The following is a 13,937-nucleotide window of genomic DNA, read 5'->3' as shown; positions in this document are numbered from 1 at the left end:
ACTCTACGGACTCCGACGATTGCGACAAAAAGGACGTCCGGTCCGGCGGGCCGGTCAGCGGCCCGGCAGCGCGCCCAGGGCGTCCAGGGTGCGCCGCAGCTCGGCCTCGACGGTGCGGCGGGCGGCCCCGGGGTCGCGGGCGCGGACGGAGTCCACCAGGCCGGCGTGCGCGGTGCGGCCGTGGGCGGCGTCGGACGCGCGCACGTCCACCAGCCGGACGAGGTCCAGCAGGCCCTCCCGCAGGACCGGGGCGAACCCGGCGAACAGGTCGGTCAGCAGCGGGTTGTGCGCGGCCTCGACGACCGCGACGTGCAGCGCGATGTCGGCGTCGACGAGGGCGGCGTCGTCGGGGCCGGCGAAGGCGCGGTCGCGGGCGGCGAGCGCGCGGTCCATGCGGGCGAGGTCGGCGCGGGTGCGCCGCCCGGCGGCGAGCTCGGCGGCGCGCACCTCGACCATCATGCGGATCTCGTAGACGTCGGCCACCGACGCGCGGCGCAGCCGGGCGCTCCAGTCCTCGCCGGGCTCGGTCGCGACGACGTAGACGCCGGCGCCCTGCCGGGCCCGCACGAGCCCGGCGCCGGCGAGCTCGCGGATCGCCTCGCGGACGGTGGAGCGCCCCACCCCGAGCTCGCGGGCGAGGGTGGCCTCCCCCGGCAGCTTCGCGCCGACGGGCCACTCCCCCGCGGCGATCTGCCCACGCAGGCGGGCGGCCGCCTGGGCGACGAGGGGACTGGGGCGGAGCGGCGGCAGCGGCATGGTTCGGCGATCTTCCCACTTGTCTGAGGAGCTGAGAGGTGGCTAGGTTACTCCCCATGACGTGGCGCGTCCTCCTTCTCGGTCGCCGCGGCGGGGCCTGACGGCCGGCACCCCGCCGCGGGGTCCGGTGCTGCCGGTCGAGTCCCGGGACGGATCCCGTCCCCCTCCAGGCATGACGAAGGAACCCCACGTGAGCTCCAGCTCTCCCGCCCTGCGCACGCCCGCCGGCCCCGTCCCCGACGGCGCCCCCTTCTGGAACCCCCAGCGCGGCAGCGCGATGCCGTCCCACCGCTACCGGCCCGCGCACGAGCGCGTCGCCGTACCGGACGCCGCGCGGTCCTGGCCGTCCGCGCGCATCACCGAAGCGCCCCTGTGGGTGCCGGTGGACCTGCGCGACGGCAACCAGGCGCTCGCCGAGCCGATGGACCCGGCCCGCAAGCAGCGCATGTTCGACCTGCAGACGGTCATGGGCTTCAAGGAGATCGAGGTCGGCTACCCGTCGGCGAGCCAGGCCGACTTCGACTTCGTGCGGCGCCTCGCCGCCCCCGGCGCCGTCCCCGACGACGTGACGATCGTGGTGTTCACCCCGGCCGTCCCCGAGCTGATCGAGCGCACCTTCGCCTCGATCGAGGGGGTGCCGCGCGCCGTCGTGCACCTGTACACCGCGACCGCGCCCGTCTGGCGGGACGTGGTGCTCGGCCGCGACCGCGCCGGGGTGCACCGGCTGATCATGGACGGGGCGGCGCTGGTCGGGCGGCTCGCCGGGGACCGGCCGGGCGTCCGGTTCGAGTTCTCGCCCGAGGTGTTCAACCTGACCGAGCCGGACTACGTCCTGGAGGTCTGCGACGGCGTGACCGCGCTCTGGGACGCCTCCCCCGACCGGCCGGTGATCCTGAACCTGCCGGCGACGGTGGAGATCGCCACCCCGAACGTGTACGCCGACCAGATCGAGTACATGCACCGCCACCTGGCCCGCCGCGACGCGGTGATCCTGTCGGTGCACCCGCACAACGACCGCGGCACCGGCGTCGCCTGCGCCGAGCTGGCGCTGCTCGCCGGCGCGCAGCGGGTGGAGGGCTGCCTGTTCGGCAACGGCGAGCGGACCGGCAACGTCGACCTGGTCACGCTCGCGCTGAACCTGCACGCGCAGGGCGTCGACCCGCGGATCGACCTGTCCGACATCGACGAGGTCCGCCGCACCGTCGAGCACTGCAACCGGCTGCCGGTGCACCCGCGCCACCCCTACGGCGGCGACCTCGTCTACACCGCGTTCTCCGGCACCCACCAGGACGCCATCCGCAAGGGCATGGCGCACCACGCCGCGCGCGCCGCCGAGCTCGGCGTGCCGGCCGGCGAGGCGCCGTGGGAGGTGCCCTACCTGCCGATCGACCCGGCGGACGTCGGCCGCGACTACGAGGCGGTGATCCGCGTCAACAGCCAGTCCGGCAAGGGCGGGATCGCCTACCTGCTGCAGACCGGGCACGGCCTGGACCTGCCGCGCCGCCTGCAGATCGAGTTCTCCAAGGTCGTGCAGCGGGCCACCGACGACAGCGGCGAGGAGGTGACGGCCAAGGAGCTGTGGGAGCTGTTCCGCGCCGAGTACCTGGACCGCGCGGACGGCGGCCCGGTCGAGCTGGTGGGGTGGCGGACGGCGAGCACCGGCCCGGCGCGCCACGACTTCACCGGCACGCTGCGGACCGGCGGGACCGAGCGCGAGCACACCGGCACCGGCAACGGCCCGCTGGACGCGCTCACCGCCGCGCTGGCCGGGGCGGGCGTCCGGGTCGACGTCCTGGACTACTCCGAGCACACCGTCGAGCCGGGCCAGAACGCCGCCGCCGTCGCCTACGCCGAGTGCCGCGTGGACGGGGTGACGTGCTGGGGCGCCGGGCAGGACACCTCGGTGCTGACGGCGTCGGTGCGGGCCGTGCTGTCGGCGGTCAACCGCGCCCGCGCCTGACGGGTGCGCCGGGGCGGGCCGGACCCGGTGGTCCGGCCCGCCCCGGCCGCGCGCACGGCGGCCGCCGCCGGGCCATCAGCGGCTCTTGATCTGGCGGCGCCAGGAGATCCCGGTGCCGGGGATGCGCAGCGTCATCGTCTTGCGGCCGTCGGCGCTGGTGGTCACCCGGCCGGCGCGGCCGCCGACGCTGTGCCCGACGCCGTGCCGGGACAGGTTGATCTTGACGGGGCCCATCTTGAACGACTTGCGGTAGCTCCAGCCCATGACGTCCTCCCAGGTCGTGGCGATCATGCGGAGGGGTGCCCCTTTTCGGGGCGCTCACTCACCTGTTCGATCGCGGATCGTCCGCAACGGACGTTCCGGCTGGCCAGCGCGGTGCGCAACGGCAAATTGTGCCCAAAAGCGGGCGGACTTCCTTGCCCGCACCCGTTTACGGCCGCCGCCGCGGCGAGGACCGTGAGCCCGTACGGATCATCTCCCCTCGGACTCCCCCGGAGGTGCGGGTTGCCCAGGCGCTCCCTGAGATGGACGGCCGCGCTCGCCGCCGCCACGCTGGCCGCGGCCCTGTCGGTGAACGGCACCGCCGCCGCCGCGCCGGCCCCGAAGATCGTGGTGAAGGACGGCGCCACGCAGCCCGCCTTCTCCTACGCGGACGCGATCCGCGAGCACGTGTACGTCCGCTCCCCGCTCGACGGCGACGGCGACGGGAAGCGCGACCTCGTCAACGTCGACATCGTGCGCCCCAAGGAGAGCGGGCGGGACCTCAAGGTCCCGGTGATCATGGATGCCAGCCCGTACTACGACAACCTCGGGCGCGGCAACGAGGGCGAGCGCAAGACCTACGACGCCGCCGGGAACCCGCAGAAGTTCCCGCTGTTCTACGACAACTACTTCGTCCCGCGCGGCTACGCCTTCCTCGCCGTCGACATGGCCGGGACCGCCCGCTCCGAGGGCTGCCCGTCCACCGGCGGCCCCTCCGACGTGCTCGGCGTCAAGGCCGTCATCGACTGGCTGAACGGCCGCGGCGAGGCCGTCACCGCCGCCGGGACGCCGGTGAAGGCGAGCTGGACGACCGGCCGCACCGGCATGATCGGCAAGTCCTACGACGGCACCCTGGCCAACGGCGTCGCCTCCACCGGCGTGCGCGGCCTGGAGACCATCGTGCCGATCTCGGCGATCAGCAGCTGGTACGACTACAGCCGCATGAACGGCGTCAAGTACGCCAACGGCTACCAGCCCTACCTCGCCGAGGTCGTGGACACCGACCCGCCCGCCAAATGCCAGGCCGTCCGCGACGCCATGGGCCGCGCCGAGGAGGACGAGACCGGCGACTACAACGCCTACTGGGCCACCGCGAACTACCGCCACGGCACGATCGGCGACGTCCGCAACGTGCGGGCCAGCGTGTTCGCCTACCACGGCCTGAACGACCTGAACGTCAAGACCGACCACTTCGCCGAATGGTGGAAGGGCCTCGCCGCGAACGGCGTCCGCCGCAAGGTGTGGCTGTCGCAGACCGGCCACGTCGACCCCTTCGACATCCGCCGCGACCAGTGGGTCGACACCCTGCACCGGTGGTTCGACCACGAGCTCTACAAGATCGACAACGACGTGCTGGAGCAGCCGCGCGCCGACGTCCAGCTCGGCCCCGACCGGTGGGTCACCCAGGCCGACTGGCCCGCGCGGACGCTGCCGGTCGCCGTGCGGCCCGCCGCCGACGGCTCGCTCGGCCTGAAGCCCGCCGCCCGGGGCGCCACCGGGACCTTCACCGACGACGCCGGCACCACCGGCTACGGCCACCCCGAGCAGGAGATGGTCGCCGACCCGACCGCGACGCTGCCCTACCGGCTCGCCTACGTCTCGGCGCCGCTGCCGGTCGACGCCCGCCTGTCCGGGCGGCCGACGGCGAACCTGCGGATCAGCCTGGACAAGCCCGCCGCCAACCTCACCGCCCTGCTCGTCGACTACGGCACCGCCACCCGCGTGGACTACCTCGGCCCCGGCTCGGGCATCCGCACCCTCGCCACCGAGGACTGCCACGGCGAGAGCACCGCCTACGACGACGCCTGCTACCGGCAGACGCAGATCAGGACGGTGACCTCCGACGTCAACGTCGTCGCCCGCGGCTGGATGGACGCCCAGAACCGCGTCTCGCTCAGCCGCCAGACGCCGCTGACTCCCGGAAAGTACTACTCGGTGAAGTGGCAGGACCTCGCGCAGGACTACGTCTTCGCCAAGGGCCACCGCCTCGCCCTCGTCCTCGCCGGCACCGACGGGGACTACAACGAGGACACCCCGACCGGCGCCAAGGTCACCGTGGACCTCGCCGGATCGTCGGTGACCGTCCCCGTCACCGCCGGCCCGGCCACCGCCGACCCGTCGCTGGTGGCGCCGAAGGGCCTCACCACCTGGCAGGGCCCGGCGCGGCCCGTCCTGCCCCGGCAGGAGAAGGACCTGCGCTAGCCGGTACACCAACTGGCCGGTACCGCCCGCCGTGCCCCGGACGCGCGTCCGGGGCACGGCGGGCGCCGTCAGCCGGTGCGGGCCTTGCTCGGCTGGACGCGCTTCGGCTCGCCCGCCATCTTCGGGTAGTTGGGCGGGTAGGGCGCGTCGCCGAGGCCGTGGTCCTTCTCGTCGCGGTCGGCGAGCTCCAGCAGCCCCTCCAGCCCGAACGCGCGGTCGTCGATCGCGGCGTGCAGGTCGCCGAGGCGGGCGAACCGCTCGGGCATGGTGGCGATGGTGAAGTCCTCGGTGGCCACGTCGGGCAGCTCGTCCCAGGTGACCGGCGCCGAGACCGTCGCGTCCGGCACCGGCCGGACGCTGTAGGCCGACGCGATCGTGCGGTCGCGGGCGTTCTGGTTGTAGTCGACGAAGATCTGCTCGCCGCGCTCCTCCTTCCACCAGGCGGTGGTGACGCGGGACGGGTCGCGGCGCTCCAGCTCGCGGCCGAACGCCAGCGCCGCCCGCCGCACCTCGGTGAACGTCCACCGCGGCTCCAGCCGCACGTACACGTGCACGCCGTGCTTGCCGGAGGTCTTCACGAAGCCGGTGAGGCCGTGCTCGGCGAGCAGCTCGCGGACCGGGCCGAGCGCGACCGCGACGGCGTCGGCGAAGGTCGTGCCGGGCTGCGGGTCGAGGTCGATGCGCAGCTCGTCGGGGTGGTCGACGTCGCCGCCGCGCACCGGCCACGGATGGAAGGTGAGGGTGCCGAGGTTGGCCGCCCAGGCGATGACGGCGAGCTCGGTCGGCATGACCTCGTCGGCCGAGCGCCCCGAGGGGAACGCGATGCGGGCCGTGCGGACGTAGTCGGGGGCGCCCTTCGGGGCGCGCTTCTGGTAGAACGCGTCGGCGCCGCGGCCGTCGGCGCGGGTGGCGAGCTTCGCCCCCTCGAACACCCCCGACGGCCAGCGCTCCAGCGTGGTGGGCCGGTCGCGGGTGGCGCGCAGCACGCCCTCGCCGACGGCCAGGTAGTACTCCACGAGCATCCGCTTGGTGTAGCCGCGCTCGGGGAAGTAGGGCTTGTCGGGATTGGTCACCTTGACGAGCCGGTCGCCGACCGGGATCTCGATGAAGGGCGAGGCCATACCGGCACGGTAGCCCAGGGGTCCGACAGAACGGCCGGCCGGCCGCCCGAACAGGCAGGACCGCGTCCCGGCGAGGTATTTTCGGACCATGGAGAAGATCCGCAAGAGCGACGAGGAATGGCGCGCCCAGCTGTCGCCCGAGGAGTTCCACGTGCTGCGCGAGGCGGGCACCGAGCGCCCCTTCACCGGCGAGTACACCGACACCAAGACCACCGGCGTGTACCGCTGCCGCGCCTGCGGCACCGAGCTGTTCCGGTCCGACACCAAGTTCGAGTCGCACTGCGGCTGGCCGTCGTTCTACGCACCGTCGGAGGCCGACAACGTCGTGCTGATCGAGGACCGCAGCCTCGGGATGGTGCGCACCGAGGTGCGCTGCGCCGTCTGTGACTCCCACCTCGGGCACGTCTTCCACGGCGAGGGCTACGCGACGCCGACCGACGACCGGTTCTGCATCAACAGCATCAGCCTGACCCTGGAGCCCGCCGAATAGCCCGCCGCGCCGACGCTCAGCGCGTCTCGTCGACCTTGCAGTCGTCGCCCGCGCCCTGCTTATTGGCCAGCACCACGCTGCCGTTGTCGCCGCTCCGCCCGTGCACGAACACGCGCGGGGCGGCGTCGCCGTCTCCGGCGAGGTAGCGGACGGTCCACTCGCAGAGCGCCACGGCGGGGCGCGAGTTCTCGTCGCCCTCGCCGAGGTCGGTGTAGACGCGCAGGAAGTCGCCGCTCCGCCGGACCGCGGTGACGTGCCGGACGGTCGCGCCGCCCGCGTCCTGCGCGCGCAGGAACGCGAGCGCGTCCGGGACGTCGTCGGGGCCGACGGCGGCGGCCCGCTGCTCCACCAGCGGCGGCGCGGCGGCCCCGGACCGGGCCGCCTCCCGCGCCGGACGGTCCCCGCCGCCGGCGGCGAGCCCGGCGGTGGCGAGAGTGCCGAGCAGCACGGCGGTGGCGACGCCGGCGCCGGCCAGGAAGAACCGGCGCCGCGCGTCCTCGCCCATCGCGTCGAAACGGCGCAGCCACGCCTCGGGGCCGCGCCCGCCGATCGGGCTCGCCGGCCGGGCGTGGCGGCCGCGCGGCGGCCGGGCGGGAGCGGGATCATCGGTCACGGCCCGCACTTTACCGGCGGTTTGCCGGCCGTTCGAGAGAATCGGTCAAGGTCCGGGGCCCGTGATGTGTCACCTTCAGGGAAGGTTGGCGACCAGCTCCGCGACCGCCTTGCGGCGCCCGGTGTAGAACGGCACCTCCTCGCGGACGTGCCGGCGCGCGTCCGAGGCCCGCAGGTGCCGCATGAGGTCGACGATGCGGTGCAGCTCGTCGGCCTCGAACGCCAGCATCCACTCGTAGTCGCCGAGCGCGAACGAGGCGACGGTGTTGGCCCGCACGTCGGGGAAGCCGCGCGCCATCTTGCCGTGCTCGGCGAGCATCCGCCGGCGCTCCTCGTCGGGGAGCAGGTACCACTCGTAGGACCGCACGAACGGGTACACGCAGATGTAGTCGTGCGCCTCCTCCTCGGCGAGGAAGGCCGGGATGTGGCTCTTGTTGAACTCGGCGGGCCGGTGCAGCGCCATCTGCGACCACACCGGCTCGCTCGCGCGCCCGACGGCCGTGCGGCGGAACCGGGAGTAGACCTCCTGGAGGTCGTCCGAGCTCGGCGCGTGCCACCAGATCATGTAGTCGGCGTCCGCGCGCAGGCCCGCCACGTCGTAGAGGCCGCGGGTCACCACGTCCTTCTCGGCGGCCTGGTCGAGCAGGTCCTGCACCTCGGCGGCGTCGCGCTCACCGAGGCCGGCCGGGCTCGTCACCCGGAAGACCGACCACATCGTGTAGCGGATCACCTGGTTCAGTTCGCGTGCTTTGGGCTTGTCCGTCGCTGCCATGGTTCGATTCTCCCCGGTTGTTCAGATGGTCCAGCACCCGGGCGGCGGCCGCGCGCGCCGTCCCGACGCACGCCGGGACGCCGAGGCCCGCGTAGGCGGCGCCCGCCACCGCGAGGCCGGGGGCGGCCTTGACGGCGGCGAGGACGCGCGCGACCCGGTCGGCGTGCCCGACGTTGTACTGCGGCAGGCCGCCGCCCCAGCGGGTGACGCGGGTCTCCAGCGGCAGCTCGGTCACCCCGGCGGTCGCGGCGAGCTCGGCCATCGCGGCGGCCCGCAGGTCCTCGTCGGAGCGCTGGAGGGCGTGCTCGTCGCCGAAGCGGCCGATGGAGCAGCGCACCACGACGAGCGAGGGGTCGCGCTCGCGCAGGTGCGGCCACTTCACCGAGCTGAAGGTGACGGCCTTGACGTCGCGGCCCTCGACCGAGGGCACCAGGTAGCCGCTGCCGCGCGGCGGCCGGGGGAACGCGGTCGAGGCGTAGGCCAGCGTGATGATCGCCATGCTGGCGTACTCGATGCGGGCCAGCTCGCGGGCGGCGGCCGGCACGTCGCGCTCCAGCAGCCGGGCGGCGGGCGCGGCCGGGACCGCGACGACCACCGCGTCGGCGTCGACCGCCTCCGGCTCGCGCGCGGACCCGACGGTCAGCCGCCAGCCGTCCGGCGTCCGGCGCAGCTCGCGGACGGTCGCGCCGGTGCGGATCGTGCCGCCGGCGGCCGCCAGGTCGGCGGCGACCAGGTGCGGCAGGGTGCCGAGGCCGGCCGGCAGCGTCGCGAAGACGGGCCCGGGGTTCGCGGGAGCGGCGGCGCGCACCCCGCGCACCGCGCTGATCAGGGACCGGTGGGCGCGGGCGGCGGCCGCGACGGCGGGCATGGTCGCCTCGAACGACAGCAGCTCGGCGCGGCCCGCGTAGACGCCGCCGAGCAGCGGCTCGACGAGCCGGTCCACGACCTCGCGGCCGACGCGGGCGCCGATGAAGTCGGCGACCGACGCGTCCGAGCCGACGCGGGTCTCGGGCAGCACCAGGTCGAGGGGGACGCGGGCGAGGCCGGGCGCCGACAGCACCTGGGACGCCGCGAGCGCGCGCAGGTCGGACGGGACGCCCATGACCTGCCCGGACGGCAGCGGGTGCAGCGCGCCGCGGCTGAGGATCGCCGAGGACGTCGTGCCGGGGTTCACCAGCGCGTCGCCGTGGCCGAGGTCGCGCACCAGGTCCAGGGCCTCGGGGCGGCGGGCGAGCATCGACTCGGCGCCCTCGTCGACCGGCAGCCCGGCGATCTCGCTGACCTGGAGCTTGCCGCCGATGCGCGGGGAGCCCTCCAGCACCGTCACCCGCACGCCCCGGCGCGCCAGCGCGCGCGCGGCGGTGAGGCCCGCGATGCCGCCACCGACGACGACGACATGGGAGGTGGTCATGCCTCCACGATTCCACGTACCGCGCGGTGGTCCGCACCGGGGCGGCCTTTCCGTCGCCAAACGGCGGCCATGCGGGAGTCAGGGAAGAGCCAAGGGCCGTGCCGTGACCCGTGCGCGTCCCCTTCGTGCCCTTTTCGCGACCGTGGCGCCGGAACCGTGACGCGGGACACACCCATCGAAACGTCATGAGGACCTCCGGCAGAACGTCCACCGTCCCCCGCGTCCTGATCCCCGCCCTGCCCGCCGCCCTGCTCGCCGCCCTGCTGCTGGGCGGCTGCGCCGGCGGCGGCTCCCACGGCGAGTCCGCGACGGACGCCCGCGCCCCCGCCGCCGCGCCGAACAAGGCCGCGGCGGGCGGGGCGCAGGCGGGCCGCGCGACCGCCGGCGCCAGTACCGGCACCGGCAAGAACGTCAACGTCGCGCAGGCGGTGGCCGGCCGCTCGGTCGTCTACACCGCCGACCTGCGCGTCCAGGCCCGCGACGTGGCGGCGTCGGCCGCCGAGGCCAAGCGGCTCACCGCCGAGGCCGGCGGCTACGTGGCGAGCGAGACGACCTCCAGCGGCCGGTCCGGCGCCACCCTCGTCCTGAAGATCCCGACGGCCCGCTACCCGGCGGCCCTGGACCGGCTCGGGTCCCGGCTCGGCACCCGCACCGCGCTGCACCAGCAGGCCGAGGACGTCACCGAGCAGGTCGCCGACGTGACCAGCCGGGTGCGGTCCGCGCAGGCGTCGCTGGCCTCGTTCCGCAAGCTCCTGGACCGGGCCGGGACGATCGAGGAGATCACCTCGCTGGAGAACCAGATCGAGCAGCGCCAGGCCGACCTGGAGGCCCTCCAGGCGCGGCAGCGGGCGCTGGCGCAGAGCACCTCCTACGCCACCCTCACCGTCCGCCTCGCGCCGCCGCCTGTCGCCACGGCCGGGAAGCCCGAGGAGCACGGCTTCGTGCCCGCGCTGAAGGACGGCTGGCACGCCCTCGCCGCCGCCGTCGGGGCGCTGCTGACGCTGCTCGGCTGGCTGCTGCCGTTCGCCGCCGTGGCGCTGGTCGTGGCCGTCCCGGCCCTGCTCCTCCGCCGCCGCCTGCGCGGGCGGCCCGCCCCGGCCGTGGAGAAGCCCGCCGACGCCGGCTAGCGGGCCGACGTCTCGTGGACGAAGTCGGCGAGGCGCGCCAGGACGTCGGGGTCCGCGGAGGGCGGCACGCCGTGGCCGAGGTTGAAGATGTGGCCCTCGGCGGTGCGGCCGCGGTCCAGGACGTCCTTGGCGCGCCGCTGCACGACGTCCCAGGGCGCGAACAGGACCGCCGGGTCCAGGTTGCCCTGGAGGGCTTTGCCGGGGTCGACGCGGCGCGCGGCCTCGTCCAGCGGGACGCGCCAGTCGACGCCGACGACGTCGGCGCCCGCCTCGCCCATCAGGCCGAGCAGCTCGCCGGTGCCGACGCCGAAGTGGATGCGCGGCACGCCGAGATCGGCGATCTCGGCGAGGATGCGGCGGCTGTGCGGCAGCACCGCCTCGCGGTAGTCGTCGGGGGCGACCGCGCCGGCCCAGGAGTCGAAGAGCTGGACGGCGCTCGCGCCCGCCTCGATCTGCACCTTCAGGAACGCGACGGTGATGTCGGCGAGCTTGTCCATCAGCTCGTGCCACAGGTCGGGGCGCCCGTACATGAGGGCCTTGGTGCGGTCGTGGGTCTTGGACGGGCCGCCCTCGATCAGGTAGGCCGCGAGGGTGAACGGGGCGCCCGCGAACCCGATCAGCGGGGTCGCGCCGAGCTCGCCGACGAGGCCGCGCACGGCCTCGGTCACGTACGGCACGTCCGCGGGGGTGAGGGCGCGGATCGCCCGCACGTCCGCGGCGTCGCGGATCGGGTCGGCGATGACGGGGCCGACGCCGGGCTTCAGGTCCACGTCCACGCCGACGGCCTTCAGCGGGACCACGATGTCGCTGAAGAAGATCGCCGCGTCGACCGCGTAGCGGCGCACCGGCTGCAGGGTGATCTCCACGATCATCTCGGGGCGGGCGCACGCCTCCAGCATCGGGACGCCCTCGCGCACCCGCAGGTACTCGGGCAGCGCGCGGCCCGCCTGCCGCATGTACCACACCGGGGTGTGCGGCACCTCCTGGCGGCGGCAGGCCCGCAGGAACGGGCTCGCCGCGAGGGCGGGGTTCACGGCCTGGTCGGCAACGGTGTCTTCAGCCACCCCCGCATGGTCCCACGGCCGCCGCCGGCGGGCGCACCGACCTGCGCGGTACGCCGGGACGAAGTTCCGGACACGCCGAGCGAAGTCCCGCATTCTGTCGCCCCGGCGTGCCAACGTGATGCGGGTCATAGCCGAGGGAGGTCCCCCTTGCGCCGTTCCGCCGCCTGATCGATTTCCTGAGACGAAACCTGTGCTGTGCTCACATCCCCGCCCTTCCCCCCGCCCGTCCCGGCGTCCCCGGCGGCGGCCGCGCCGGTGACCGCGCCCGCCGACCCGCCCGAGTTCCGGCGCGCCGCCGCCGCCCTGCGCGCCGTCCTCGACGGCCCGCCGCTCCGCCCCGAGCTCGACCTGGAGGACATGCCGGCCCCGCAGCGCCTCGCCCCCTACGCCGCGGCCCTGTCGGGCAGCGTGTGGCGCGACGAGGACACCGAGGCCGCCACCGGCCGCCTGATCGTGCTCTACGACCCCGACGGGCGGGCCGGCTGGACCGGCGGGTTCCGCGTCGTCGCCTACATCCAGGCCGACCTGGAGCCGGAGATCGCCGCCGACGACCTGATCGGCTCGGTCGCCTGGAGCTGGCTGCTGGAGGCGCTGGAGCCCGCCGGGTACGCCGGCGAGTCGGGCACCGTCACCGTCGCGGTCTCCGAGAGCTTCGGCGACAAGGCCGACGAACCGGCGGCGACGGAGCTGGAGCTGCGCGCGTCCTGGTCGCCGACCGGGCCGGATCTGGCCGGGCACGTGGCCGCGTGGTGCGAGGTGATGTGCGTCACGGCGGGGCTGCCGCCGTCCGGCGCCGTGCCGCTGCCGGGCCGCCGGGGCGGCGCGGGCCGTTGAACGTCGTACGGTAGGGGACGTGGGAAGAGCAGCGTCCGAGACCGAGGCGGCCGGCGACAGCACCGGGCCCGTGGCCGTGTCCGCAACCGAGCCCGAAGGGCCGCCGCCGGTCCCCCTGCTGGAACCCGCCGAGGGCGTCCCGCCCGTGGTGGAGACCCTGGACGGGCTCGCCGCGACCGTCGCGGCGTTCGCGGCGGGCGAGGGCCCGGTCGCGGTGGACGCCGAGCGCGCCTCGGGCTACCGGTACGGGCAGCGCGCCTACCTGATCCAGCTGCGCCGCGCGGGCGCCGGCACCGCGCTCATCGACCCGATCGCGCTGCCCGACCTGGCGCCGCTGAACGCCGCCCTCGCGGACGCCGAGTGGGTGCTGCACGCCGCCAACCAGGACCTGCCGTGCCTCGCCGAGGTCGGCATGGTGCCGGGCGCGCTGTTCGACACCGAGCTCGCCGGGCGGCTGCTCGGCTACCCGCGGGTCGGGCTCGGGTCGATCGTGGAGACCGTCCTCGGCTACACGCTGGAGAAGGGCCACTCGGCCGCCGACTGGTCCACCCGGCCGCTGCCCGAGGACTGGCTGCGCTACGCCGCGCTCGACGTCGAGCTGCTGGTGGAGCTGCGCGACGCGCTGCGGGAGCGGCTCGCCGCGGCCGGCAAGCTCGGCTGGGCGCTGGAGGAGTACGCGGCGATCCTCGCGACGCCGCCGAAGCCGCCGCGCACCGACCCCTGGCGCCGCACGTCCGGCATCCACCGGGTCCGCAACCGCCGCGCCCTCGCGATCGTCCGCGAGGTGTGGGAGGCCCGCGACCGCATCGCCCGCGAGCGCGACCTGTCGCCCGGCCGGGTGCTGCAGGACACCGCGATCGTGGAGCTGGCGCTGCACCCGCCGAAGACGCAGGCCGAGCTCCAGGCGCTGCACGCGATGCGCGGCCGCGGCGCCCGCCGCCACTCGTCGGCGTGGCTGCGCGCGGTCACCCGGGCCCGGACGCTGCCCGACCGGGCGCTGCCGGAGGCCAACCTGCCCGGCGACGGGCCGCCCCCGCCGCACCGGTGGGCCGAGCGCGACCCGGCCGCCGCCGCGCGCCTCACCGCCGCCCGCGCCGTCGTCGCCGCGCTCGCCGAGGAGCACGCGCTGCCCGCCGAGAACCTGCTGCAGCCCGACTCGGTGCGGCGCCTGGCCTGGTCGCCGCCCGCCGAGGCGTCGGCCGCCGCGATCGGCGGCGCGCTCCGCGCCCTCGGCGCCCGGCCCTGGCAGGTCGGCCTGGTCGCGGCGCCCCTCGCGGCGGCGTTCGCCGAGCCGGACGCCGCGCCCGCGGACCCGGACGCCTGACGC

Annotated in this window: 13 protein-coding genes; 6 read left to right on the top strand and 7 right to left on the bottom strand. The window is 75.4% G+C overall.

All coding sequences use genetic code 11. The annotated features are described in order from the left end of the window. Positions 1–54: 54 nt before the first annotated feature. Positions 55–756 carry a FadR/GntR family transcriptional regulator gene (locus K1Y72_RS08385; RefSeq protein WP_220164855.1) on the bottom strand — a complete coding sequence of 234 codons (702 nt, stop codon included), beginning with the start codon at positions 754–756 and terminating at the stop codon, positions 55–57. Positions 757–1,033: 277 nt separating this feature from the next. Here K1Y72_RS08385 and leuA point away from each other — a divergent pair, with 277 nt between their 5' ends. After that, positions 1,034–2,716, top strand: a complete 1,683-nt coding sequence (gene leuA / locus K1Y72_RS08380) for a 2-isopropylmalate synthase (RefSeq protein ID WP_220165153.1) — start codon at positions 1,034–1,036, stop codon at positions 2,714–2,716. A gap of 75 nt (positions 2,717–2,791) precedes the next feature. On the opposite strand, the gene K1Y72_RS08375 is transcribed toward leuA, so the two are convergent. Then, positions 2,792–3,007, bottom strand: coding sequence for a DUF4236 domain-containing protein (locus K1Y72_RS08375; protein ID WP_258572107.1), 216 nt, complete (start codon positions 3,005–3,007; stop codon positions 2,792–2,794). Positions 3,008–3,220: 213 nt separating this feature from the next. On the opposite strand from K1Y72_RS08375, the gene K1Y72_RS08370 reads away from it, so the two are divergent. Continuing rightward, positions 3,221–5,179: a Xaa-Pro dipeptidyl-peptidase gene (locus K1Y72_RS08370; protein WP_258572106.1), complete on the top strand. Its 1,959-nt coding sequence runs from the start codon at positions 3,221–3,223 to the stop codon at positions 5,177–5,179. 68 nt (positions 5,180–5,247) lie between these two features. Here the strand turns inward: K1Y72_RS08370 and K1Y72_RS08365 are convergent, their stop codons facing one another. Next, positions 5,248–6,300, bottom strand: a complete 1,053-nt coding sequence (locus K1Y72_RS08365) for a DNA polymerase domain-containing protein (RefSeq protein ID WP_220164853.1) — start codon at positions 6,298–6,300, stop codon at positions 5,248–5,250. Positions 6,301–6,388: 88 nt separating this feature from the next. On the opposite strand from K1Y72_RS08365, the gene msrB reads away from it, so the two are divergent. Then, on the top strand, positions 6,389–6,790 hold the full coding sequence (gene msrB / locus K1Y72_RS08360) for a peptide-methionine (R)-S-oxide reductase MsrB (protein ID WP_220164851.1): 402 nt from the start codon (positions 6,389–6,391) through the stop codon (positions 6,788–6,790). A gap of 16 nt (positions 6,791–6,806) precedes the next feature. Here the strand turns inward: msrB and K1Y72_RS08355 are convergent, their stop codons facing one another. The 3 genes from K1Y72_RS08355 to hemG form a co-directional block, all read right to left on the bottom strand. Continuing rightward, positions 6,807–7,403, bottom strand: a complete 597-nt coding sequence (locus tag K1Y72_RS08355; protein ID WP_220164849.1) for a hypothetical protein — start codon at positions 7,401–7,403, stop codon at positions 6,807–6,809. Between the two features lie 75 nt (positions 7,404–7,478). Continuing rightward, complete coding sequence (hemQ, locus tag K1Y72_RS08350; protein WP_220164847.1) at positions 7,479–8,174, bottom strand: hydrogen peroxide-dependent heme synthase; 696 nt, start codon at positions 8,172–8,174, stop codon at positions 7,479–7,481. Then, positions 8,074–9,585 carry a protoporphyrinogen oxidase gene (hemG, locus tag K1Y72_RS08345; protein WP_220164845.1) on the bottom strand — a complete coding sequence of 504 codons (1,512 nt, stop codon included), beginning with the start codon at positions 9,583–9,585 and terminating at the stop codon, positions 8,074–8,076. The genes hemQ and hemG overlap by 101 nt, the downstream gene beginning before the upstream one ends. Before the next feature lie 185 nt (positions 9,586–9,770). Between hemG and K1Y72_RS08340 the strand changes: the two genes are divergently transcribed. Further along, complete coding sequence (locus K1Y72_RS08340) at positions 9,771–10,712, top strand: DUF4349 domain-containing protein (protein ID WP_220164843.1); 942 nt, start codon at positions 9,771–9,773, stop codon at positions 10,710–10,712. Here the strand turns inward: K1Y72_RS08340 and hemE are convergent. Then, positions 10,709–11,716 carry a uroporphyrinogen decarboxylase gene (hemE, locus tag K1Y72_RS08335; protein WP_258572156.1) on the bottom strand — a complete coding sequence of 336 codons (1,008 nt, stop codon included), beginning with the start codon at positions 11,714–11,716 and terminating at the stop codon, positions 10,709–10,711. The two genes, K1Y72_RS08340 and hemE, sit on opposite strands and share 4 nt — an antisense overlap. Before the next feature lie 315 nt (positions 11,717–12,031). Between hemE and K1Y72_RS08330 the strand changes: the two genes are divergently transcribed. Together K1Y72_RS08330 and K1Y72_RS08325 are read left to right on the top strand one after the other, a co-directional pair. After that, positions 12,032–12,610, top strand: a complete 579-nt coding sequence (locus tag K1Y72_RS08330; protein ID WP_220165147.1) for a DUF3000 domain-containing protein — start codon at positions 12,032–12,034, stop codon at positions 12,608–12,610. A 70-nt stretch (positions 12,611–12,680) separates the two neighbouring features. Continuing rightward, complete coding sequence (locus tag K1Y72_RS08325) at positions 12,681–13,934, top strand: ribonuclease D (RefSeq protein ID WP_220165146.1); 1,254 nt, start codon at positions 12,681–12,683, stop codon at positions 13,932–13,934. Positions 13,935–13,937: the final 3 nt, after the last annotated feature.

It is taken from the genome of Actinomadura parmotrematis (assembly GCF_019458805.1).
GTDB classification, from domain to species: Bacteria; Actinomycetota; Actinomycetes; order Streptosporangiales; family Streptosporangiaceae; genus Spirillospora; species Spirillospora parmotrematis.
Note: the sequence above shows the minus strand (reverse complement) of the source record. Positions and strands in the feature narration are given on the sequence as shown.